This window comes from Kouleothrix sp. 19917, assembly GCF_057073505.1.
Window position 1 is genome coordinate 5,400,059 of record NZ_CP097099.1, and the last position, 22,798, is coordinate 5,422,856.

Consider the following 22,798-nt stretch of genomic DNA (forward strand, 5'->3'; position numbering starts at 1 on the left):
GCGCGGCGATGAACCTCATCGCCGCGCTGAGCGTTCTACATTTCCTAAACCCCGCGCTGAAAGCGCATTAATCGGGCTGCGTGCGCAGATCTTCGCCAGCCACCCAGCCTTCGCCATGCGAGGTGCGAACGTGCCACCAGCCGTGGCCATCGGCCTGCTGCGGGCCATCGAGCAGCGTCATTTCGGTGCCGGGCGCGAGCCGGGCGAGGATCTCGCCGCTCAGGTTCGGGGCCGAGCGCAGGCGCAGCGGCAAGCCACCCGCCCGCGTCACCCACGCCTGCGCGCCGGCCGTCAGGCCGCCGGTGGCGGGGGCGCTGGCCGGGGCGGCCGGCGCTTCACGCGTGTTTTCAGCAGGGGCAGCCGAACCCGCCTTGCTGATGCTGTCGAGCACTTTGGAAGCCGGCGCAGGCGCTTCGGCCTGGGCCTTCATGTCGGAGATCTGCTGGCGCAGCACCGCGATCTCGGACTGTGCGTCTTCGAGGGCAACCGCGCTACCCGTGGCCTGAGAAGCCTGCGTGCGCAAGCCATCGGCCTCGGCGGTTTTGGCGGCCAGCTTCTTCTGCAGATCAGCAATCTGCTCGCTGAGGTTCTGCAGGTTCTCGCCAACTTTTTTCATTTCGTCGTCGTTGTTGTTGCCGAACAGACCCATTATGAGCCTCCTTACACTATCCTTCTTCAAAACCCCACCGGCGGCGCACAATGAAACACAGAGCCGGTAACCTTCAGATAAGACGGGGCGCAGGCGGAAAAGTCACATGCGTCAGGACGCTGCCACCGGCTCCAGCCAGCTGGTGCCGTCCTTGGCGCGCTGCGCGCTCCAGCCGGTGCCGGCATCGCCTTCCAGCTTCCACCAGGTAAAGCCATCGGCCTCGACCGGCCCTTCCAGCACGCGCACTTTGTCGCCCTGTTTGAACGAGGCGGTGGCCTGCGCCTTCAGGCTCGGCTCCTTGCGCCCGCGCAGCACGCTGCCCTGGATATTCACAACCTGAGCGTTTCCACCTGCCTGCAGCACAAGCTGCGTTGGTGTTGGCGGCACAGTGGGCGTTGCAAACACTGGCCTGCGCGACGGCGTTGGCTGGGCATCGAGCGTTTGCGCCTGCGGGCTGGAGCTGCCAGCAACTGCCGGCGCATTCTCGTGCGTGCGCATATACCAGTAGCCACCCAGCGCTGCGAGCAGAATCGCAAGAACTATGCCGCCTTGTACCAGCCGGCGCCGGCGCTGATCGTAGTAGCCGCCCGGCAAACCCTTGCTGCGGCGCGCGTTATCGTATGCGCGGCGATACTGGTAATAGTGCTGATAATAGAAAGGGTGCGGTTCGCCATGTTCTGCGTCGGCAACACCGCGCCGATACATCTCCTCCGTGTCCATACGGTCTCTGCTCCGCTGAAACATCGTTGCTGGGTGGGTCGCCATAGTGCCAAGACAATGCCAGCCACTGCACCGGCCGGCCGCCTTAGCTCCAGCGGTAGTACGACCCTACCAAGCAAGTTTTGTTCCGAAAATTAGCTGATCACGAGGTCGTCGCGCCCCATTTCGCGCAGCAAGCGCGGGTACATTTCGTACATGGGCTCGACGCTGGGCAGCAGCTTGAGGATTTTGGGGATCGGACCCTTGGCGACGATCTGGCGGCGTGCCAGCGCGGCCATCAGGTTGACTTTGCCATGCCAGAACTGGTGCGCAACATCCGATTTCATGCTCATCTCGATGTCGGGCTTCAGGCCGGTGTCGTCGCCCCACAGCACATCGAAGATTGCGCCGGGCTGGGTGGGCGGCCTGGCGGCATTGATCGTTACAACCGCGTGGGGGTCGTCGTAGCGGAACTGGATGACAAGGTTGGAAGCTTTAATTTTCGGGGCGATGCGGGCGTCCGACTTGGCTTCGTCGTACAGCCGGCCCATGTAGGTATGGAGCTCTTCGTAGGTTTTGAAGACCGCCATCGTCGCGTCCTTTCTGCACCTGCGCGGATTCGCACGATTATACGGGCGATGCCGCAGGAGCGTCAACCGCGGGCCACAGGCCGGCCAGCACAGGCGGGTCGATATTGCCGCCGCTGATGATGACGCCAACGCGGCGCAGCCCGGCCGGCATGCGCCCGGCCAGCACAGCGGCTAGCGGCACTGCGCCCGAAGGCTCGATCACCAGCTTCAGGCGCAGCAGCGCAAAGCGCATGGCCTCGGCGATCTCGTCTTCCGTGACGGTCAGGATGCTGGCCACGTGGCGCTGCACCACCGGGAAGGTAAGCGCGCCGGGCTGCACCACGCGCAGGCCATCGGCAATCGTGGCGGGGGGCGCAATTGTCACGCGCGCGCCCGCACGCAGCGATTGCTGGGTGTCGTTGCCATCCGCCGGCTCGACGCCGATCACCTGCGCCTGCGGGCGCGCGCCGTGCATCGCCACTGCGCTGCCCGCGATCAGCCCGCCGCCGCCAATCGGCACCAGCAGCGCGTCGAGGTCGGGCACCGCTTCGGCCAGCTCCAGCGCGGCCGTGCCCGCCCCCGCCATGATGCGCGGGTCGTCGTAGGGCGGCACCAGCGCCAGGCCGCGCTCGGCGGCGATGCCACGCGCCACGGCCTCGCGGTCGTCGCGCTGGCGGTCGTAGAAGATGATCTCAGCGCCATAGCCGCGCGTGGCCGCAACCTTGACGGCGGGGGCGTCGCTGGGCATGCAGATCACGGCGGGCGCGCCCAGCATTTGCGCGGCCAGCGCCACGCCCTGCGCGTGGTTGCCCGAGGAAAAGGCCAGCACGCCACGCGCGCGCTCTTCGGCGGTGAGCTGGCTGATGGTGTTGTACGCGCCGCGAAACTTGAACGCGCCGCCGCGCTGGAGGTTTTCGCACTTCAGAAAGACCGCGCAGCCGGCCTGCTCGTCGAGCGTGCGCGAGGTGGCCACGGGCGTGTGGTGCGCCACGCTGCGCAGACGGCCCGCGGCTGCCTGCACATCGGCAAAGGTAATGCCTGGCGTATCACTCATGGGTGCTGCTCCTGCGCTATAGGGGCGAGTTACACGAATCCACAGATGACACAGATTTCGCCGATTATTCCTGAAGTATTCCGGCGCAGTGCCAAACGAATGATCATAATCTGGTGGCCACACTCGACAATGCGCGTATCGAAGATCGTATCTGTGTAATCTGCGAAATCTGTGGATTTTCTTCTGACAAAACTAGCCGCGCATCGCCGCCAGGTTACCCGCGATCTGCGCGCTGTGAATGCGGTCGTGGTCGGCGAGGGCGGCAACAGCCTGCGCAACGGAAAGCGGGCCGCGCGTGGGGTGAACGCCGGTGCGCTCAAGCTGGGCCGGGCGCAGCTGGCGCATGAAATCCACAAACTCTTCGCGGCCCTCGGCCAGCGTTTGCAGCAAAAAGGCCGGCTGCTTGTTGTGGTAGTCGCGCTGCTGCACCCACGCCGGGTCGACGGCGGCAAGCTGCGGGTTCTCGCTGGCCAGCATGTGGCGGATGCGGCTGGGCCAGAGCGTGCTGACGTCGATCATATGGCCGATGATTTCGAGAATGGACCACTCGCCGGGCGCGGGCCGAAAGTGCAGCGCCGTGTCGTCGAGGCCCTGAATCTGCGCGCGCAACTGCGCCGGGAAGGCTGCCAGCGCCGCAAGCTGGTCGTTCATATCATCTTGCTCCTTGTGTAGCGAATGGCCGCATTGTAGCAGATTGGCCCGGGCCGCCCACGCTGGCGAGCTTCCAACATTCTTGGAAGCGATTTTCTGGCTCCGAAAAATCACCCGGGCACCTGCGGCAGCGCGAAATGCAGGAAAGCGCTTCCTGATGGCAAAACAGCAGATACAACGAGCCTTCTTTCTTCCAAAATCTTCGCTTGACATGTGGCAAACGAGCCTGTATATTACAAATATCTTGGAATGAACCAGGAAGTTCGTTCAGTCTCTCGCTCCGATACGGCAGGAAAGCGAGCGCGCCATGCAAAACCCCGAACCGCGAAATCGCACTCTGGTGCTGGGCGACGCCACCGACAGCGCGCAGCTTGAGCGCGTATTCAAGGCGCTCGACTCGCTGAACCGCGTGCGCATTCTGCGTTTTCTGGCCGGCCGGCTCGCCAGCGTGAACGATATTGCCACCGCGCTCGACCTGCCCGCCTCCACTGCCGCGCTCCACATCGAAACGCTGGAAGAAGCCGGCCTGATCCGCACCGAGTTCGAGCCGGCCAGCCGCGGGCTGCGCAAAGTCGCCGCGCGCAAGTACGACACGATTGTGATCGAGCTGCCCATGGCCGAATCGCCGCGCGAGCACGCCGTGGAGCAGGCCATGCCGATTGGCGCGTTTGTGGATTGCCAGATCGCGCCGACCTGCGGGCTGCTGAATGATGCGGGCATTATTGGCCTGCTCGACGACCCGGCCTCGTTCTACGAGCCGGCGCGCGCCGAGGCGCAGCTGCTGTGGTTCCGCCACGGCTATGTCGAATACCGCTTCCCGAACCGCCTGCCGACCCTGGCCCAGCCCACCTCGCTGCAGCTCAGCATGGAAGTGTGCTCGGAAGCGCCGCACCATAATGCCGACTGGCCTTCGGATATTACGACCTGGATCAATGGCGTGGAGATTGGCACGTGGACCTCGCCGGGCGATTTTGGCGGCGAGCGCGGGCGGCTGACGCCGGAGTGGTGGGGGCCGCGCAACACGCAATATGGCCTGCTGAAGGTCTGGCACGTGCACGAGCAGTTCACCGAGGTGGATGGCATGCGCCTTTCGGGCGTGCGGCTGGACGACCTGGGCGTGCAGGAGCGCCCGTTCGTGGCGGTGCGCATCGGGGTGAAGCCCGACGCCGCGCACCTGGGCGGCCTGAACCTGTTTGGCGAACGCTTTGGCAACTACCCGCAGGCGCTGACTCTGCGGATCGGCTACCGCCCGGTGACGCTGCCGAGCGAGGGGTAGGCAGTGTGACCATTGCTGGGGTGTATACTGTGCAGCATTAGCCAGCCAGCCCGAAACGACGCAGCGCAACCGCACCCCGACCGTGCGGTTCCGTTGTGTGGTGCGCGGCTCTAGCGTGCTTCCGCACAGCAAGGAAAGCGAATGTTCAACCTGAGCAACCACCCACATCGGCGCTACAACCCGCTCAGCCGCGAGTGGGTGCTGGTGTCGCCGCACCGCACCCAGCGCCCCTGGCAGGGTCAGGTCGAAACGACCGCGCCCGACCAGCGCCCGCACTACGACCCGACATGCTACCTGTGCCCGGGCAATGCGCGCGCGGGCGGCGAAACCAACCCGAACTACGAGCAGACCTTTGTCTTCACCAACGACTACGCCGCGCTGCTGCCCGACACGCCCGATGGCTCGCTCGATCGCGGCGGCCTGCTGCGCGCCGAAAGCGACCGCGGCACCTGCCGGGTGGTGTGCTTCTCGCCGCGCCACGACCTGACGCTGGCCGAGATGGACGTGCCCGCGCTGACGCAGGTGGTGGATGTGTGGGTTGAACAGTACAACGACCTGGCCGCCCAGCCGCTGGTCAACTACGTGCAGATTTTCGAGAATCGCGGCGCGATGATGGGCGCGAGCAACCCGCACCCGCACGGCCAGATCTGGGCCACCGAGCTGCTGCCGCTGAACGTCGCGCGCGAGCAGGACGCGCAGGCCGAGTACTTCGCCGCCAACGGGCGCACGCTGCTGGCCGATTACCTGGCGATTGAAGAAGCCGAGGGCGAGCGGATTGTGTGCGCCAACGAGCATTTTGTGGCGCTGGTGCCGTTCTGGGCGGTCTGGCCCTTTGAAACCATGGTGATCAGCCGCCGCCCGGCCGGTGCGCTGCCCGACCTGAGCGCCGACGAGCGCGCTGGCCTGGCCGACGTGCTGAAGCGGCTGACGACGCGCTATGACAACCTGTTTCAGGTTTCGTTCCCATACTCGATGGGTCTGCACCAGCGCCCAACCAACGGGCAGGAGCACCCCGAGTGGCACATGCACGCGCACTTCTACCCGCCGCTGCTGCGCTCGGCCACGGTGCGCAAGTTCATGGTTGGCTTTGAGCTGCTGGGCGAGCCGCAGCGCGACATCACCGCCGAAAGCGCGGCTGCGCGGCTGCGCGAACTGCCCGAAACGCACTACCGACTGAAATAAGTGCTGAGTGTTGAATGCTACATGTTGAATTCCCAATTGTCAGGTGGCATTTTCAGTGTAAGGCTTGAATACAGCAATGGACCAATTCAAACCTCAACATGTAGCATTCAACAGTTCCTTCGCATGGGCTGGCGGCATCGAAGACACCTTCATCCCGCAGGAGCGCCCCGGTCTGCGCGCGCTCGACGAATATGAGCTGACGCAACACTACGAGCAGTGGCGCGAAGACCTGGAACGGGCGGCGTCGCTTGGCATTCGTATGCTGCGCTGGGGCGTGCCGTGGTACCGCGCCGAGCCGCGGCCCGGCGAGTTCGATTGGGGCTGGACCGACGAAGTGCTGCCGTATATGGTGCGCGAGCTGGGCATCCAGCCGATCATCGACCTGATGCACTATGGCACGCCATCCTGGCTGTGCGGCAGCTTCGCCGGCCCGAGCTATGCCGAAAGCGTGGCCACGTACGCGGCGGCGTTTGCGCGGCGCTATGCCGGGCTGGTGCGCTTCTACACGCCACTGAACGAGCCAACCGTCAACGCAGAATTTTGCGGGCGGCGCGGCGAGTGGCCGCCCTACCTGCGCGGCGATACGGGCTATGTGCGCGTGCTGCTGCAAATCGCGCGCGGCATCCAGCACACTGCGCGGGCGATTCGCGCCGCCGACCCGGCCGCCGTGCTGGTGGCGGTGGAAGCGATGCGCTGGCACGCGCCCGCCACACCTGCGGCACGGGATGCGGTCGCCACGCGCGAGGCCCACGACTTCCTGGCCTGGGATCTGGTGCGCGGCTCGGTGGGCGCGGCGCACCCGCTGCACGACTACCTGACGCAGAATGGCGCAAGCGAAGACGACCTGGCGGTGCTGCGGGCCGGCGCCGTCGAGCACGATATTTTTGGCGTGAATTTCTACCCGTGGTCCGCCAGCACGGTGGCAGTTGACGCCAGCGGCGCGGAAACAAGCGCGCCGGTGCCGAGCGATGGCCGGCTGCTGGAAGCGGTGCTGCGCCGCAGCTACGAGCACACCGGCAAGCCGCTGTTTGTGACGGAAACCAGCGCGCGGGCCGATATTGCCGGGCGGGCGGCCTGGATGGACGAAACCATCGCGGCGGTGCGCGCGGCGCAGGCGGATGGCATCCCGGTGCTTGGCTACACCTGGTTCCCAATTATCACCATGATTGATTGGGCCTACCGCACTGGCGACGCGCCGCTGCACGACTACCTGCTGCACCTGGGCCTGTGGGATTCGGAGTTTGACGCGGCGGGCGTGCTGGTGCGCCACGCGACGGCGCTGGTTGAGCGCTATCGCGCCTATGTGCAAGGCAATGCGACCAGCGAGCTACGCTAAAAATAATGCCTTTCAAACAAGGCAACTGGGAACGATTGCCACGAAGGCACGAAGACACGAAAGGCTTCAGAGCGCTATAAAATCTTGGCATCGTTGAGCCTTTGCGGCTATTTGAAAGATATTGGGGTTAAAACCACCACCCGCGCTCGTTGCGCTTCCTGCCTGCGCCGCTGGCGCGGGGTTCATTTTCTGTCGCCTTTTTTTGCGCATATCAACAAGGAGTATGGTTATGTCTACCCCTCGACCAGAATATCCTCGCCCGCAGTTTGCCCGCGCCGACTGGCTGTGCCTGAATGGCGAGTGGCAGTTCGAGATCGATGGCGGCGACAGCGGCCTGGAGCGCGGCCTGACCGGGCGCGAGCTGAACGGCACGATCACCGTGCCATTCTGCCCGGAGTCGGAGCTTTCGGGCATTGGCAACCCCGACTTCATGCCAGCGGTGTGGTATCGCCGTGAAGTGACGATCCCGGCAGACTGGGCCGGCAAGCGCGTGCTGCTGCACTTCCAGGCGGTCGACTACGACACAACCGTGTGGATCGACGGCGCGGAAGTGGCCCGCCATCGCGGCGGCTTCACGCCCTTCAGCGTTGAGGTGCCGAACGCGAGCGCAGGCGATGCCGTCACAATTGTGGTGCGCGCGCGCGACACGCACGGCATCCCGCAGCCGCGTGGCAAGCAGGCGCACCAGTTCGCCGGACATGGCGCGCTGTACGGCCGCACCACCGGCATCTGGCAGACGGTGTGGCTGGAACCGGTGCCGGTGGCGTTCTTGCAGCGCGCCCGCATTACGCCCGACGTGGCGAACGGCGTGTTTCGCATCACCCAGCCGATCAGCGGCGCGCGCCCACATGGCGCGATCCTGCGCGCCACCCTGCGCGACGAGCACGGCGCGGTCTGCTCAATCAGCTGCGCCGCCGACGCCGACTTCGCCCCGCAGCTCGACCTGCCCATCCCCGCCGAGCGCCGCCGCCTGTGGTCGATCGACGACCCCTTCCTGTACGATCTCGACATCGAGCTGCTGCACGGCGACGAAGTGATCGACCATGTGCAGAGCTACGCCGGCCTGCGCAGCGTAACCATCGACGGCAAGGCGATCAAGATCAATGGCGCGGCGGTGTTCCAGCGGCTGGTGCTCGACCAGGGCTACTACCCCGACGGCATCCTGACCGCGCCGAGCGACGAGGCGCTGGTGCGCGATATTCAGCTGAGCATGGACGCCGGCTTCAACGGCGCGCGCCTGCACCAGAAGGTCTTCGAGGAGCGTTTCCTCTACCACGCCGACCGCATGGGCTACATCGTCTGGGGCGAGTTCCCCGACTGGGGTTGCAGCCACTTTGGCCCCGAGAACGACCACCAGCGCCCCGGCCCGAGCTATATCACCGAGTGGCTGGAGGCGATTGAGCGCGACTACTCGCACCCAAGCATTGTTGGCTGGTGCCCGCTGAACGAAACCTGGCAGCAGCTCACCGACCGCACCAGCGTGCTGGATGACGTGACGCGCGGCATGTTCCTGGCCACCAAGGCGATGGACAACACCCGCCCGGTGCTCGACACCTCGGGCTATGCCCACCGCGTGCCCGAGGCCGATGTGTACGACAGCCACGACTACGACCAGAACCCGGCCACCTTCAAGGTGCGCCACGCCGGTCTGGCCGATGGCACGCCCTACCTGAACCCGGCGCATGGCTCGAATCGCGATCAGTCGATCCCCTATCGCGGCCAGCCCTATTTCGTCAGCGAGTTTGGCGGCATCTGGTGGAGCCCGGCCGCGAAAGAGGGCGAAGACTCGTGGGGCTATGGCGAGCGTGTGCGGTCGCTCGACGAGTTCTACACGCGCTTCGAGGGCCTGTTCGACGCGCTGCTGGGCGACCCGCTGATGTTTGGCTACTGCTACACCCAGCTCACCGACGTGTATCAGGAGCAGAACGGCATCTATACCTTCGACCGTGGCACCAAGTTCGACATGGAGCGCATTCGCGCCGTACAGCAGCGCCCCGCCGCCATCGAAGAAGCCAGCCGCTAGGCGACGAACCAAGAACCGAGAACCGCAGAACCGCAGAACCGCGGAACCAAACAGTCAGCAGTTGGCAGTTGGCAGGGAGCGTGATATGCAACCTGCAACCTGTAAACCTGCAACTTCCAAACCCGCAACCGTACAAGGAGCCAAACCCGATGTCCCGCACGCAGTTGGCAAGGAGCGTGATATGCAACCTGCAACCTGCAACCTGTAAACCTGCTAACTTCCAAACCCGCAACCGTACAAGGAGCCAAACCCGATGTCCCGCACGCAGTTGGCAGGGAACGTGATATGCAACCTGCCAACCTGCAACCTGCCAACCGTTCAACTCAACATTCAACATTCAACACTCAACACTCGCAACAAGGAGCCAAACCCGATGTCCCGCACCCGGATCACACTTGATGGCACCTGGGAGTTCTTCCCCGACCCACAGGGCCAGCTGGGCCACGACGCCCTGGCCGCCACGCCGCGCGCGATCCGCGTGCCGGGCCCATGGCAAGCGCAGTTCGACGACATGCGCGACTACAGCGGCGTGGCGTGGTATCGCCACACCTTTCCAATGACGAAGGACGAAGGACAAAAGACGAACACTGGGCCTGATCAATCGGTGGTCGGTCGTCCTTCGTCCTTCGTCTATGTTCTGCACTTCGGCGCGGTCGACTACCACACGACGGTGTGGCTGAACGGCCAACTGCTGGGCGCGCACGAGGGCGGCTACCTGCCCTTCGAGCTGGATGCCAGCGCCGCGCTGCGCCCTGATGGCGCGAACGAGCTGGTGGTGAAGGTCGTGGATGCGAGCACCGACACGGCGCGCTTCCCCGACTACCCCTTCTCGGAAGTGCCGCACGGCAAGCAAAGCTGGTATGGCCCGCTTGGCGGCATCTGGCAGAGCGTCTACCTCGAAACGCGCGCGGCCACGCACATTGCCGCCATTCGCGTCACGCCCGATGTGCCGGGCGCGCAGGCGCGGGTGGAAGTGCAGCTCAGCCAGCCCGCCGCGCAGGATGCCGTCGTGACCCTCGCGCTGACCAACCCGCGTGGCAGCACAAGCACATCCGAGCACATCATCCCGGCTGGCACAGCCACGATCGCTGTGGCGCTGCCGATCTTCGACGCGCTGCTGTGGGATATTGGGCAGCCCAACCTTTATCAGGTCGCCGCAACCCTGGGCAGCGACAGCCTGAGCGCCACGTTTGGCATGCGCACTATCGCCACCTCGCCCGATGGCAACATCCTGCTGAATGGCCGGGTCATCTATCTGCGGGGCGCGCTCGACCAGGACTACTACCCCGACCTGATCTACACGCCTTTCAGCGACGAAGCGATTGCCGACCAGTTCGCCAAAGCCCAGCACATGGGCCTGAACTGCCTGCGCACACACATCAAAATCACCGACCCGCGCTACTACGACGCCGCCGACCGCGCTGGCCTGCTGATCTGGACGGAACTGCCCAACTGGCAGAACCTGACCGCCGCCGCCAAGCGCCGTGCCCGCGCCACGCTCGAAGGCATGGTCGCGCGCGACTGGAACCACCCTTCGATCATCATCTGGACAATCATCAACGAAAACTGGGGCACCGACCTGGGCGCGAACGCCGATCACCGCGCCTGGCTGGCCGATACCTACGACTTCATGAAGCAGCTCGACCCGCACCGCCTGATCGTGGGCAATTCGGCCTGCTATGGCAACTTCCACGTCGTCACCGACCTGCTCGACTTCCACAACTACTACGCCATGCCCGACCACGCGGCGCAGTGGGATGAGTGGGTGGCAACCTTTGCAGCGCGGCCCGACTGGGCCTTTGCGCACAGCTATGCCAACTTCGACGACTGGCGCGCGCTGCGTGGCAACTTCTGGCAGCGCGGGCCGCGCACGCACACCGCCGAGGTGCGCACCACCGGCCACGAGCCGCTGCTGGTGTCGGAATTCGGCAACTGGGGCCTGCCGAATGTCGAACTGCTGCGCGAAGGCTATGGTGGGCGCGACCCCTGGTGGTTCGAGACCGGGATGGAATGGGGCGATGGCGTGGTCTACCCGCACGGCGTCGACGAGCGTTTTGCGCGCTTCCACCTCGACAAAGTCTTCCCCACGCTGGGCGACCTGAGCGCCGCCAGCCAGCGCTCGGAGTTCAACGCGCTGAAGTACGAGATCGAGCGCATGCGCCTGTACCCCAGCATCGTCGGCTATGTCATTACCGAGTTCACCGACGTGCACTGGGAGTGCAACGGCCTGCTCGACATGTGCCGCAACCCCAAGGCGTTTTACGACGATCTGGCGGCGATCAATGCCGACGACATGCTGGTGCCAACCACCGCGCACGCGGTGCTCTGGGCGGGCGACCGCTGCGAAGTGAGCGTGTCGCTCTCGCACTTCTCGACAGCCAACCTGAGCGGCGCAACGCTGGAATGGCGGCTGGCTGGCTGGCCGGCGATCAGCGGCGAGATCAAGAACGTGGATTGCGCACAAGGGCAGGCGCGCCTGCTTGGCACGGTCGCCTTCGACACGCCCGAGCTGGCCGAAAGCACGCGCCTGCGCCTGGATCTGCGCCTGGTTGGTGCGGATGGCGCGGTGCTGGCCAGCAACCACCAGGAGATCGACGTGCTGGCGCGCGCATGGGCCGCACCCGCGCCAGCGCGCATCTACGCGCCCGAGCTGGCCGAAACCCTGCGCGGCCTGGGCTTCACCGTGGCTGGCACGCTGGCCGAGGCCGATGTCGCACTGGCAACGACCCTGACCGACGAGATGCGCGCGCATGTCGAAACCGGCGGGCGCGTGCTGTGGCTGGCCGAAGGCCCCGACTCGCAGCACGCCTACCTCAACCGCTTTGGCGTCGCGCCGCGCGCCGGCCGTGGCTGGCAGGGCGACTGGGCCAGCAGCTTTAGCTGGCTGCGGCAGGATCGCATCTTCACCGGCCTCCCCAGCGCCGGCCTGGTCGATTTCGCCTTCAAGGGCCTCACGCCCGACAATGTGATCGTTGGCTGCGCGCCGGCCGAGTTCGCGGGCGACGTCCACGCCGGTCTGTTCGTCGGCTGGCTGCACGACACGGTCGCGCTAGTAGCCGAACGGCGCTACGGCGCGGGCCGCCTGCTTGTTTCCACCTTTCAGCTCAGCACGCACCTTGCCAGCCACCCGGTGGCGCTGACGATGCTGAACGACATGCTGCGCTACGTCACGCGCCCTGCATAGAACAGCGCACCACAGCGGCACAGAGGGCACTGAGTACGAAACAAAACTCGGTGCCTTCTGTGCCTTTGCAATTTGTTTACATCGCGTCAACCTTTTGGCCGATGCCAAAAAACCCCGCTGCGGCTATAGTCATACCTTCGAACATATGTGCACGATAGCAAGGGCGAACCGCCACCGAAGTGGCGCGCCGCTGTGGGCCAAACACTATGAATCAGGCGCTGAAACAATATCGCGCGCTGCTGAGCACCTACCTCCAGCGCCAGCGCGGGCGCGTGCTTATGCTGGCTGTGCTGCTGCTGGGCAGCATCGCGCTGCAAATCGCCAACCCGCAAATCCTGCGCTATTTCATCGACAGCGCGCAGGGCGGCGGCGCAACCAGCCAGCTAATCAACGCAGCCATCCTGTTCATCGTTGTGGCGATTGCCACGCAGGTGCTAAACGTCGCCGCCACCTACATCGCCGAAAATGTTGGCTGGACGGCGACCAATCAGATGCGCGCCGACCTTGCGCTCCACACACTCAAGCTCGACATGAGCTTCCACAAGGCGCGCACGCCCGGCGAGCTGATCGAGCGCATCGACGGCGATGTGACGGCGCTGGCGAATTTCTTCTCGCAGTTCGTGATCCGCGTGTTCGGCAGCCTCTTGCTGGTGGTGGGCATCCTGGTCGCGCTGACGCTTGCCAACTGGCAGATCGGCCTGATGCTGACGGGCTTCGCCGTTGCGGTGGTCACAATCATCACATGGGTGCAGCGCATTGCCGTGCCCTACTGGAAACTTGCGCGCCAGACCAGCGCCGAGCTGTTCGGCTTTGTCGAAGAGCGCCTGTCGGGCACCGAAGATATTCGCTCCAGCGGCGCGGTGGCCTACACGCTTGGCCGGCTTGCCGAGCGCAGCCGCGCCCGCATGCGCAGCGAGCGCCGCGCCGCGCTGATCGGCTCGGGCACATGGTTCGCGCCGATTCTGCTCTTTGCAATCGGCACGGCGTCGGGCTACCTGCTGGCGAAATCGCTGTTCGACAGCGGGCAGATCACGCTTGGCACCGCTTACCTGGTGTTTTTCTATACCCAGCTCATGTACCAGCCCATCCACGAGCTTACCCGCGAGATCGAAGATCTCCAGCGCGCCACCGCCGGCATTGCGCGTATTCAGGAGCTGTACGCGACCCAAAGCTCGTTTGTGGATGGCGACACAGCCCTGCCCGCTGGCGCGCTCGGCGTCGAGTTCGACCGGGTGACGTTTGCCTACGACGACGCGGCTGGCGGCATGGGCAGCGCGGCAGAAGAAACGGCGCAGCAGGAAGAGGCAGAAGCGCCCGCCGACATTGTGCTGGACGACATTTCGCTTGCGATCAAACCCGGCCGCACGCTGGGCGTGCTTGGCCGCACCGGCAGCGGAAAAACCACGCTCACGCGCCTGCTGTTCCGCCTGTACGACCCGACTGGCGGCGCGGTGCGAGTGGGCGGCATCGACCTGCGCGACGCCGCGCGCAGCGAATTGCGCCAGCGCATTGGCATGGTCACGCAGGATGTCCAGCTTTTCCACGCCAGCGTGCGCGACAACCTGACCTTTTTCGACCCGACTATTCCCGACGCGACGATTGAGCGCGTGCTGGGCGACCTGGGGCTGCTGCCGTGGCTCCACTCTCTGCCCGATGGCCTGGGCACTGTGCTAGCGCCGGGCGGCGGGCTCTCGGCTGGCGAGGCGCAAATTCTCGCCTTCACGCGCGTCTTTCTGCGCGCGCCCGGCCTGGTCATCCTCGATGAAGCGTCGTCGCGGCTCGACCCGGCCAGCGAGGCGATGATCGAGCACGCCGTCGACCGGCTGCTGCGCGAGCGCACCGGCATCATTATCGCGCACCGGCTCGCCACCGTGCTGCGCGCCGACGACATTCTGATCCTCGAAGACGGCCACATCCGCGAGTATGGCCCGCGCGCCGCGCTGATGGACGACCCCGACTCGCGCTTTTCCGAGCTGCTGCGCGTGGGAATGGACGAAGTGCTGGCGTAGGGAAAAGTGTTGAGTGTTGAATGCTGAATGTTGAGTTGGCAGGTTGCACGTTTGCAGGTTGCAGGTTCGATAAATCTAGGCTTACGCAGTTGGTCTGCTGAGCCTTTGGCAGTTTTGTGTGCAATTTTTCTGCGCTACGCGCGGAAAAATTGCACACAAAAAGAATCGTTTCTACCTTGCTGCCGCAGGCGAAAAGCAGAGGGCTGATATGCCAAAGAACGCAACTGCGTAAACCACAAAATCGTAAACTCAACACTCAAAATTCAAAACTCCAAAAGGAACGCAATGCAAGCCACAACCGCCCAACCGAAGATGCGCCCGGCGTGGTGGTACTACTGGCGGCTCATCCGCTTTGCGCCGGCCGCGTATGTCGCAAACCTCTCGGCCATCGCCGCTGTGCTGCTGCTCGACCTGGTGCCGGGCCTGATCGCGCGCGAGTTCTTCAACACGCTCAGCGGGCAAGAGCCGTCGCAGCTTGGCATTGGGACGCTGGCGGCCCTGCTGGCAATGAACGGGCTGGCGCAGGTGGTTGTGCTGCTGGTGCTGCCCGCCACGAACACCACGTTTGTGTATACCACGGGCGCGCTGCTGCGCAAAAACCTGCTGGCGCGCGTGCTTGAGCGCCCGGGCGCGCGGGCTCTGCCGGCCTCATCCGGCGAGGCAGTCAGCCGTTTCCGCGAAGATATCGACGAAACGCTGTGGAGCATGTTCCACTTCAACGACCTGATCGCCATGTTCGGCTTTGCGGCGGCGGGCCTGTCGATTATGTTCAGCATCAACGCTTTTATTACGCTCACGGTGTTTCTGCCGCTGGTGCTGGTGCTTGTTGTGACGAACATGGCGCGCAAGCGGATCGAGAACTACCGGCGGGCCAGCCGCGCCACCACTGGCGATGTCACCGGCTTTGTGGGCGAGCTGTTTGGCGCGGTGCAGGCAGTGCAGGTGGCCGGCGCGGAAGAGCGCGCGGTGGCACATTTCCGCACGCTGAACGATGCCCGCCGCGTGTCGGGCCTGCGCGACCGCCTGTTCACTGAAGTGCTGAATGCGGTGTTCGAGAATGCCGCCAGCCTCGGCACCGGCGCGATTCTGCTGCTCACCGCCTCGGCCATTCAGCGCGGCACCTTCACCATTGGCGACTTCGCGCTGTTCGTTTATTACCTGGGGTTGCTGGCCCATTTTACCGGCCACTTCGGCAAAATTCTGGCGAAGTACCGCCAGGCCGGCATTTCCTTCGAGCGCATGGTCACGCTGCTGCAAGGCGCGCCTTCGGAAACACTGGTGCGCCACAGCCCGGTGTGGAACCAGCCGCCCGCCGAAGATGCCTTCCGCGATGCGCCCGCCTTTGAGGCGCTAGAGGTGCGCGGCCTGAGCTTCCACTTCCCCGACTCGGGGCGCGGGATTGCGGATGTCAGCTTCCAGGTGCCGCGCGGCTCGTTCACCGTGATCACCGGGCGCGTGGGCTCGGGCAAGACGACGCTGCTGCGCACGCTGCTTGGGCTGCTACCCGCCGAATCTGGCGCGGTGCTGTGGAATGGCGCGGAAGTGGCCCAGCCCGGCTCGTTCTTTGTGCCGCCGCGCGCCGCCTACACTGCCCAGGCCCCGCGCCTGTTCAGCGACACTTTGCGCGAAAACTTGCTGCTGGGCCAGCCCGAAGCCCAGGCCAACCTGCCGGGCGCGCTGCGGCTGGCGGTGTTCGAGCACGACCTCGCGCAAATGCCGGATGGGCTGGAGACGGCGGTTGGCGCGAAGGGCATGCGCCTTTCGGGCGGGCAGGTGCAGCGCGCCGCCGCTGCGCGCATGTTTGTGCGCCAGCCCGCGCTGCTGGTATTCGACGACCTGTCGAGCGCGCTGGATGTCGAGACGGAACGAACGCTGTGGGAACGGTTGAGCAGTCGGCAGTCGGCAGTCAGCAGTCAGCAGCCAGCAGTCGGCCCACTGCCACCTGCCGACCGCCAGCTGCCAACTATTCTTGCCGTCTCGCACCGCCGTGCCGCGCTGCGCCGCGCCGACCAGATCGTTGTGCTGAAAGACGGCATGATCGAAGCGCGCGGCACGCTCGACGAGCTGCTGGCCACCAGCGACGAGCTGCGGCGGCTGTGGGCCGGCGAGCACGAGCCAGTTGCGGCAATGGCACACTAATCGTCCACTATTTTTATAGATACGCGACCACCAAGACACCAAGACACCAAGGTTTATTAAAAACAGTCCTTGGTGTCTTGGTGTCTTGGTGGTAAACAAAAAAGATTTTCCGCTAACAAGACAAAGGAGGCAGCCATGCGGGTCGCGGTGATTTCCGACATTCACGGCAACGACGTGGCATTTGCCGCCGCGCTGGCCGACATCGAGGCCGCGCGAGTTGACCGAATCGTCTGCCTGGGCGACGCCATTCAGGGCGGCCCGCAACCTGCGCAGGTCGTGGCGCGTCTGCGCGCGGCTGGCATCCCCACCGTCATGGGCAACGCCGACGACTGGCTGCTGACTGGCGCAGACAGTGGCGCGGAGCAGATCGAACCCGAGCGCCGCCGCCGCATGGACGATGTGCGCGAGTGGTCGCTGGCGCAACTTGCGCCCGCCGACCGGGAGTTCATCGCCGCGTTTCAGCCCACCATCACGCTCGAGCTTGGTACGGGTCAGCAACTGCTCTGCTTCCACGGCTCGCCAGCTTCGTATGACGATGTGCTGCTGCCCAGCACGCCCGACGACGAGGCCGAGGCGCTATTAGGCGGCGGCGCGGCGCAGCTGCTCACCGGCGGCCACACCCACCTCCAGCAGATCCGCCGCCTGGGCGCGCGCCGCTTCTTCAACCCCGGCAGCATCGGCTTCGCGTACAGCCACCAGCAGGACGAAGCGGGCTTTCGCGCCGACCCGTGGGCCGAGTATGCCATCGTCACCGCCGACGGCGCGCATTTTGGGCTGGAGTTCCGCCGCGTCCCATTCGACGTGGATGCGCTCATCGCCACCTACCGCGACGGCGGGCGCCCCCACGCCGATGCCGCAATCGAGCAGTATCGCGGCGCGTCTTCATAATTCGGGCGAAACCGTGCAACAAAGCCCGCAGCACCGCCGTCTCATTGGCAGGAACGAAACGACCCGGCCACAAGCCGTAGATACTCAAGGAGACGACGATGTACAACCCGACACAGCGGCTGATGCGCAGCCGCACCGATAAAGTTATTGCGGGCGTGGCTGGCGGCATTGGCCAGTACCTGGCGATCGACCCGGTGATTGTGCGCCTGGCCTTTGTGGCGCTGGCCCTCAGCGGCGTAGGCATTCTGCTCTACCCGGTGCTGTGGCTGATTATGCCGGCCGAGGGCGGGCAGCGCGCCGCGCCGGGCGAGGTGTTTGACGAAATGCGCCAGCAGGCCCAGCGCGTTGGCGACGAAGTGCGCGAGGTGTTTGTGTCCACGCGGCGCGTGCGCTACGACCCGATGACTGGCCAGCCGATCGACCCGGAGACGGAGATCCCGATCAACAATGTTGGCGGCACGCCGGCCAGCAGTGCCGCGCCGGAAGATCGCCGCAACCGCCTGCTGGGCATTATTCTGCTGGGCGTCGGCGCGTTCATTCTGCTGGGCATGATCCCGGGCTTTGGCCGCATGCTGCTGCCAGTTATCCTGATTGGCGCGGGCATCCTGGTGCTGCGCCGCAATAAGTAAGTCCGCTTCTTTCACACAAACAGGCTCGGGGGTGGTGCGCCGCCCCCGGGCTTTTTTGCGCCCTGTTCGCGCAGCCCAACGGATGACAAAAAAGTGAGATGTACGTAATCCCTGCGTAATCTGGCTGGCTTCTCAATGCGGCGCGCAGGCGCTATGCTATAACTCGAACCGAAGAGGAGCAGCGTCGTTGTTCAATCCACATTGCCGCCACGCATCGCACCTTCACGAAATTGCTTCTTCGTAGCCATTGCCCTGGTCCACACTACGACCAAGCCACGCCGGGGCATGTTCCTCTTCATTCCGCCCGCAAAACGCTCTGCTCCAACATCGTTGCCAACACAAAACGGCCGTGCAATGCACGGCCGTTTTGTTCTCTGTCAGTGTATCGTTCTGACTCCTGAATCCTGACTTCTGACTCCTGCGGTCACTTCCCCTTGCCCAGCTCGGCCGAGCGCCGGTAGGCCGCCCAGATCGCGTCGGTGAGCACGGTGCGCAACCCGCCGCGCTCAAGCTCGTACAGCGCGGCAGCGGTGGTGCCGCCCGGCGAGGTCACGCCATTCTTCAGCTCGGCCAGGTGCTTGCCGCTTTTCTGGGCATACAGCACCGAGCCCTGCATGGTTTCCAGCACCAGCTTTTGCGCCATGTAGCGCGGGAAACCCAGATGCACGCCCGCATCGACCATCGCCTCCATCAGCAGGAAGAAATAGGCCGGCCCGGTGCCCGAAAGCGCCGTCGCCATGTCGAGGTAGTTCTCGTCGTCGACGTACTGCTCCTGCCCGAAAGACTCGAGGATGGTGCGCGCCCAGCCGCGCTGCTCCTCGGTCACGGCGTCGGCCGCCGTCCACACCGTCATGCCCTCGCCGATCTGCGCGGGCGTGTTGGGCATCGAGCGCACCACCTGCGGGTGCTGAAGCAGCTCGGCGAAGTGGCGAATCGGCGCGCCCGCGACAATCGAAATCACCAGCTCACCGTCGTTGAGCGTGCCGCGCAGATCGGGCAGCAGCTTGGGCAGCGTCTGCGGCTTGACGGCGAACACCGCCACCTGCCCCCAGTGCACCGCCACCACATTGTCGTCGGTCACCTGCACGCCATAGCGCGCCGCAATCTCGTCGCGGCGGTCGGCGCGCAGCTCGGTCGCCATGATCTGCTCGGGCGGCACCAGCTCGTGGCGCAGCATGCCGCTGATCATCGCCTCGCCCATAATGCCCGCGCCGATCACCGCAATGCGAAGGTCTCGGATCATCATACCCTCCCAGTATTCAGGAGTCAGGTTTCAGGAGTCAGAAGCGATTGCCGTGCGCACAATTGCTCCCGAAGACCTGTTCACGATTCGGACTGTATTGGACGCGGACACACGCAGAAACGCGGATCATGGTTCATATCGCTTCGTATCCGCGTTCGTCTGCGTTTATCTGCGTCCCATTTCGCGAAATTTGAACACTGCGTCGCATTCACGAGTCAGAATACAGCATTCAGCAGCAAATTTCCTGCTGGATGTGGCACGGTTCCTGATTTCTGATTTCTGACACCTGATCCTACTTCTCGTAGCCATCCGCCCCCGGCACCGGGAAGCCTGAACACAGCGCCTTAACCTCTTCGCCCACGCGCTGAATGGTCGCCTCATCCTCGATATTGCTCAGCACCTGGTCGATCAGCGTGGCGATGCGCTCCATTTCGGCCACGCCCATGCCGCGGGTGGTGATCGCGGGCGTGCCGATTCGCACGCCGCTCGTGATCAGGGGCGATTTGTCGTCGAACGGCACCGAGTTTTTATTCAGCGTAATGTGCGCGCGATCCAGCGTTTCCTGCGCGGCCTTGCCGGTGATGCTCTTGCTCTTGCTGCGCAGATCGACCAGCATCAGGTGGTTGTCGGTGCCACCCGAGATGATGTGGTAGCCACGCGCAACCAGCGCCTCGGACAAAGCCTGCGCGTTGCGAATGATCTGCGCGGCGTAGTCGGCAAAGGCGGGCTGCAGGTTCTCGCGGAAGCCGACCGCCTTGGCCGAAACGGCGTGCATGAGCGGGCCGCCCTGCATGCCCGGCACCACCGCCTTGTCGAGCAGCTCCGACATCATCAGCGTGCGGCCGCTCTTAGCGGCTTTCTGGCCAAATGGGTTTTCGAAATCTTCGCCCAGCAGGATCAGGCCGCCACGCGGGCCGCGCAGGGTTTTGTGCGTGGTGGTGGTGGTGACGTGCGCATAGGGCACCGGGCTGGGCAGCAGGCCCTTGGCGATCAGGCCGGCCGGGTGCGCAATGTCTGCGAACAGGTAGGCGCCCACTGCGTCGGCGATCTGGCGGAAGCGCGAAAAGTCGATCGCGCGCGAGTAGGCGCTCGCCCCAACCGTGATCATGCGCGGGTTTTCGCGGCGCGCAATCGCCTCGACCTCTTCATAGTCGATCATTTCGGTGTGCGGGTCGACACCATAGGCGACAAAGCGGTACAGCTGGCCCGAGAAATTCACGGGCGAGCCATGCGTCAGGTGGCCGCCGTGCGACAGATTCATGCCCAGCACGGTGTCGCCAGGCTTGAGAAAGGTGAAGTACACGGCCATGTTCGCCTGCGTGCCCGAGTGCGGCTGGACATTCGCATAGGCCGCGCCAAACAGCTCGCGGGCGCGGTCGCGCGCCAGGTTCTCCACTTCGTCGACAAACTCGCAGCCGCCGTAGTAGCGGTTGCCCGGGTAGCCTTCGGCGTACTTGTTGGTAAGAACCGAGCCCTGCGCTTCCAGCACGGCGCGGCTGACATAGTTCTCGCTGGCGATCAGCTCCAGGCCATCACGCTGGCGGCGCGCCTCGCTGGCGAGAATGCGGGCAACGTCGGGGTCGTTCTGCCAGATCGTGTCAATGACCGACATGATTCCTCCTTATAGCGCGGTAGTTATCGCCGGCGAACGCGCAGCATGTGGCACGCACCGCCGAATCGTCGTCAAAAAGCTGGCGGCTTATTATACCTGATTGTGTGGGGCGGATTGAGGCCGGCAGCAACGCGCACCCACGCCGCGCCCTGAGCCACGCAATTCACCAATACGATGCGGCATATGCCCCCTACACAGCTACGCATTGCCGGCGCAAAACCGCGCCCGCAAATTGTGAGCGGGCACAACCTATGCTATAATTCCAGCTCCATACAAACGTGCTGTTTTGCCTGCTGCAACCTGCCGCGAAGCGCTGTGTACGGCTTACAGAAGCGGTTTTGCGGCAGACGCGGGCCAGCCATTTTCCCCGTGAAATCAGACGAATAATGCGGAAAGAGAGCGACGAGGTATGAAGCTATCCTGCCTGCAGGAGAATCTCAAGCGCGGCCTGGCGATTGTGGGCCACGCCGTGGCTGGCAAGAGCACCCTGCCCGTGCTCTCGAATATTTTGCTTGCCACCGACGATGGCCGCCTGAAGCTCGCCGCCACCAACCTCGAAATTGGCATCACCTGCTGGATCGGCGCGAAGATCGAAGAGGATGGCGCGGTGACCATCCCGGCCAAGCTGCTCTCCGATGTGGTGGGTGGCCTGCCGAACGACAAGATCTCGCTGCAGCTCGATGCCCGCACGCAGACGGTTGCGATCAAGTGTGCGCGCTACGATTCCAGCATCAAGGGCATCGAGGCCGACGAATTCCCAGTCATCCCGACGGTTTCGGATGTGCCGCCCACCGCGTCGTTCCCACCCGCGCTTCTGCGCGAAACCATCGACCAGGTCGCCTTTGCCGCCGCCACCGACGACACGCGCCCGGTGCTGGCCGGCGTGCTGATGCGCCTGCGCGGCAAGACGGCCACCTTCGCCGCCGCCGATGGCTTTCGGCTGGCACTGCGCACAATCGAGCTGCCCGAGCCGGTGGCCGAGCAGATTGAGGTCATTATTCCTGCGCGCGCGCTGCTGGAGCTGAGCCGGATTATTGGCGATGCCGAAAGCAATGTCGAGATCACCGTCACGCCGAGCGGCGGGCAGGTGCTGTTCCACACCGAAAGCACCGATTTGGTGTCGCGCCTGATCGAAGGGCGCTACCCCGACATCGAGCGGATCATCCCGAGCAACCACGCCACGCGCACCGTGCTCGAAACGCAGGAGCTGGCCAAGGCGGTGAAGCTGGCTTCCTACTTCGCCAACGCCTCCTCGAACATCGTGCGGCTGACCTTTGAGTCGGGCGGCGAGCTGAGCCCGGGCAAGCTGATCATCAGCGCGAACGCGGCCGAGGTGGGCGACAACAAGGGCGAGCTCGATGGCATGGTGCATGGCGATGGCGGCCAGATCGCGCTGAACGTCAAGTTCCTGAGCGAGGCGCTGGCGGCGATCAAGACGCCGCAGATCGCAATCGAGACGCAGACGGCGCAGAACCCGGGCGTGTTCAAGCCGGTCGGCGCGGATGGCTACCTGCACATCGTTATGCCAATGACGGTGCGCTAGCACGAACCGGAAGTAATCCACAGATTATGCAGATTACGCAGACAAAATAGAGCCACAGAGAGCACCGAGAACACCGAGGCGAAACAAACACTCAGTGTTCTCGGTGCTCTCT

The 22,798-nt window shown here is 64.6% G+C and carries 17 protein-coding genes; 10 read left to right on the forward strand and 7 right to left on the reverse strand.

Annotated elements, in window-relative coordinates:
* Positions 1-67: 67 nt before the first annotated feature.
* From M1P90_RS21815 to M1P90_RS21835, 5 genes are all read right to left on the reverse strand, one after another.
* A complete protein-coding gene (locus tag M1P90_RS21815) occupies positions 68-649 on the reverse strand; it encodes an SH3 domain-containing protein (protein WP_483697497.1) in 582 nt (193 codons plus the stop codon).
* A 111-nt stretch (positions 650-760) separates the two neighbouring features.
* Positions 761-1,369: a hypothetical protein gene (locus tag M1P90_RS21820; RefSeq protein ID WP_483697498.1), complete on the reverse strand. Its 609-nt coding sequence runs from the start codon at positions 1,367-1,369 to the stop codon at positions 761-763.
* Positions 1,370-1,503: 134 nt separating this feature from the next.
* A complete protein-coding gene (locus M1P90_RS21825) occupies positions 1,504-1,938 on the reverse strand; it encodes a hypothetical protein (RefSeq protein WP_483697500.1) in 435 nt (144 codons plus the stop codon).
* Between the two features lie 37 nt (positions 1,939-1,975).
* Positions 1,976-2,971 (reverse strand): pyridoxal-phosphate dependent enzyme, encoded by a 996-nt coding sequence (locus M1P90_RS21830; protein WP_483697501.1) that lies wholly within the window; start codon positions 2,969-2,971, stop codon positions 1,976-1,978.
* 192 nt (positions 2,972-3,163) lie between these two features.
* The gene (locus M1P90_RS21835) at positions 3,164-3,622 is read right to left on the reverse strand and encodes a DinB family protein (protein ID WP_483697502.1); all 459 of its coding nucleotides are present in this window, start codon (positions 3,620-3,622) and stop codon (positions 3,164-3,166) included.
* A 307-nt stretch (positions 3,623-3,929) separates the two neighbouring features.
* Between M1P90_RS21835 and M1P90_RS21840 the strand changes: the two genes are divergently transcribed.
* The 9 genes from M1P90_RS21840 to M1P90_RS21880 all read left to right on the forward strand — a co-directional run bounded on the left by M1P90_RS21840 (position 3,930) and on the right by M1P90_RS21880 (position 18,288).
* Positions 3,930-4,898, forward strand: coding sequence for an ArsR/SmtB family transcription factor (locus tag M1P90_RS21840; RefSeq protein ID WP_483697503.1), 969 nt, complete (start codon positions 3,930-3,932; stop codon positions 4,896-4,898).
* A 141-nt stretch (positions 4,899-5,039) separates the two neighbouring features.
* The gene (locus M1P90_RS21845; RefSeq protein ID WP_483697504.1) at positions 5,040-6,080 is read left to right on the forward strand and encodes a UDP-glucose--hexose-1-phosphate uridylyltransferase; all 1,041 of its coding nucleotides are present in this window, start codon (positions 5,040-5,042) and stop codon (positions 6,078-6,080) included.
* A gap of 76 nt (positions 6,081-6,156) precedes the next feature.
* Entirely contained in the window at positions 6,157-7,416 is a 1,260-nt protein-coding gene (locus M1P90_RS21850; protein ID WP_483697505.1) for a family 1 glycosylhydrolase, read from the forward strand.
* Between the two features lie 229 nt (positions 7,417-7,645).
* Complete coding sequence (locus M1P90_RS21855) at positions 7,646-9,439, forward strand: glycoside hydrolase family 2 protein (protein ID WP_483697506.1); 1,794 nt, start codon at positions 7,646-7,648, stop codon at positions 9,437-9,439.
* Positions 9,440-9,812: 373 nt separating this feature from the next.
* On the forward strand, positions 9,813-12,623 hold the full coding sequence (locus tag M1P90_RS21860) for a glycoside hydrolase family 2 protein (protein ID WP_483697507.1): 2,811 nt from the start codon (positions 9,813-9,815) through the stop codon (positions 12,621-12,623).
* A gap of 206 nt (positions 12,624-12,829) precedes the next feature.
* Positions 12,830-14,632 (forward strand): ABC transporter ATP-binding protein, encoded by a 1,803-nt coding sequence (locus M1P90_RS21865; RefSeq protein ID WP_483697508.1) that lies wholly within the window; start codon positions 12,830-12,832, stop codon positions 14,630-14,632.
* A 285-nt stretch (positions 14,633-14,917) separates the two neighbouring features.
* On the forward strand, positions 14,918-16,771 hold the full coding sequence (locus tag M1P90_RS21870; RefSeq protein ID WP_483697509.1) for an ATP-binding cassette domain-containing protein: 1,854 nt from the start codon (positions 14,918-14,920) through the stop codon (positions 16,769-16,771).
* A gap of 135 nt (positions 16,772-16,906) precedes the next feature.
* Complete coding sequence (locus M1P90_RS21875; RefSeq protein WP_483697510.1) at positions 16,907-17,659, forward strand: metallophosphoesterase family protein; 753 nt, start codon at positions 16,907-16,909, stop codon at positions 17,657-17,659.
* Between the two features lie 98 nt (positions 17,660-17,757).
* A complete protein-coding gene (locus M1P90_RS21880) occupies positions 17,758-18,288 on the forward strand; it encodes a PspC domain-containing protein (protein ID WP_483697511.1) in 531 nt (176 codons plus the stop codon).
* A 424-nt stretch (positions 18,289-18,712) separates the two neighbouring features.
* On the opposite strand, the gene proC is transcribed toward M1P90_RS21880, so the two are convergent.
* Entirely contained in the window at positions 18,713-19,531 is an 819-nt protein-coding gene (proC, locus tag M1P90_RS21885) for a pyrroline-5-carboxylate reductase (protein WP_483697513.1), read from the reverse strand.
* 292 nt (positions 19,532-19,823) lie between these two features.
* The gene (gene glyA / locus M1P90_RS21890; RefSeq protein WP_483697514.1) at positions 19,824-21,143 is read right to left on the reverse strand and encodes a serine hydroxymethyltransferase; all 1,320 of its coding nucleotides are present in this window, start codon (positions 21,141-21,143) and stop codon (positions 19,824-19,826) included.
* A 409-nt stretch (positions 21,144-21,552) separates the two neighbouring features.
* Between glyA and dnaN the strand changes: the two genes are divergently transcribed.
* Entirely contained in the window at positions 21,553-22,686 is a 1,134-nt protein-coding gene (dnaN, locus tag M1P90_RS21895) for a DNA polymerase III subunit beta (protein ID WP_483697515.1), read from the forward strand.
* The last annotated feature ends 112 nt before the right edge of the window (positions 22,687-22,798 follow it).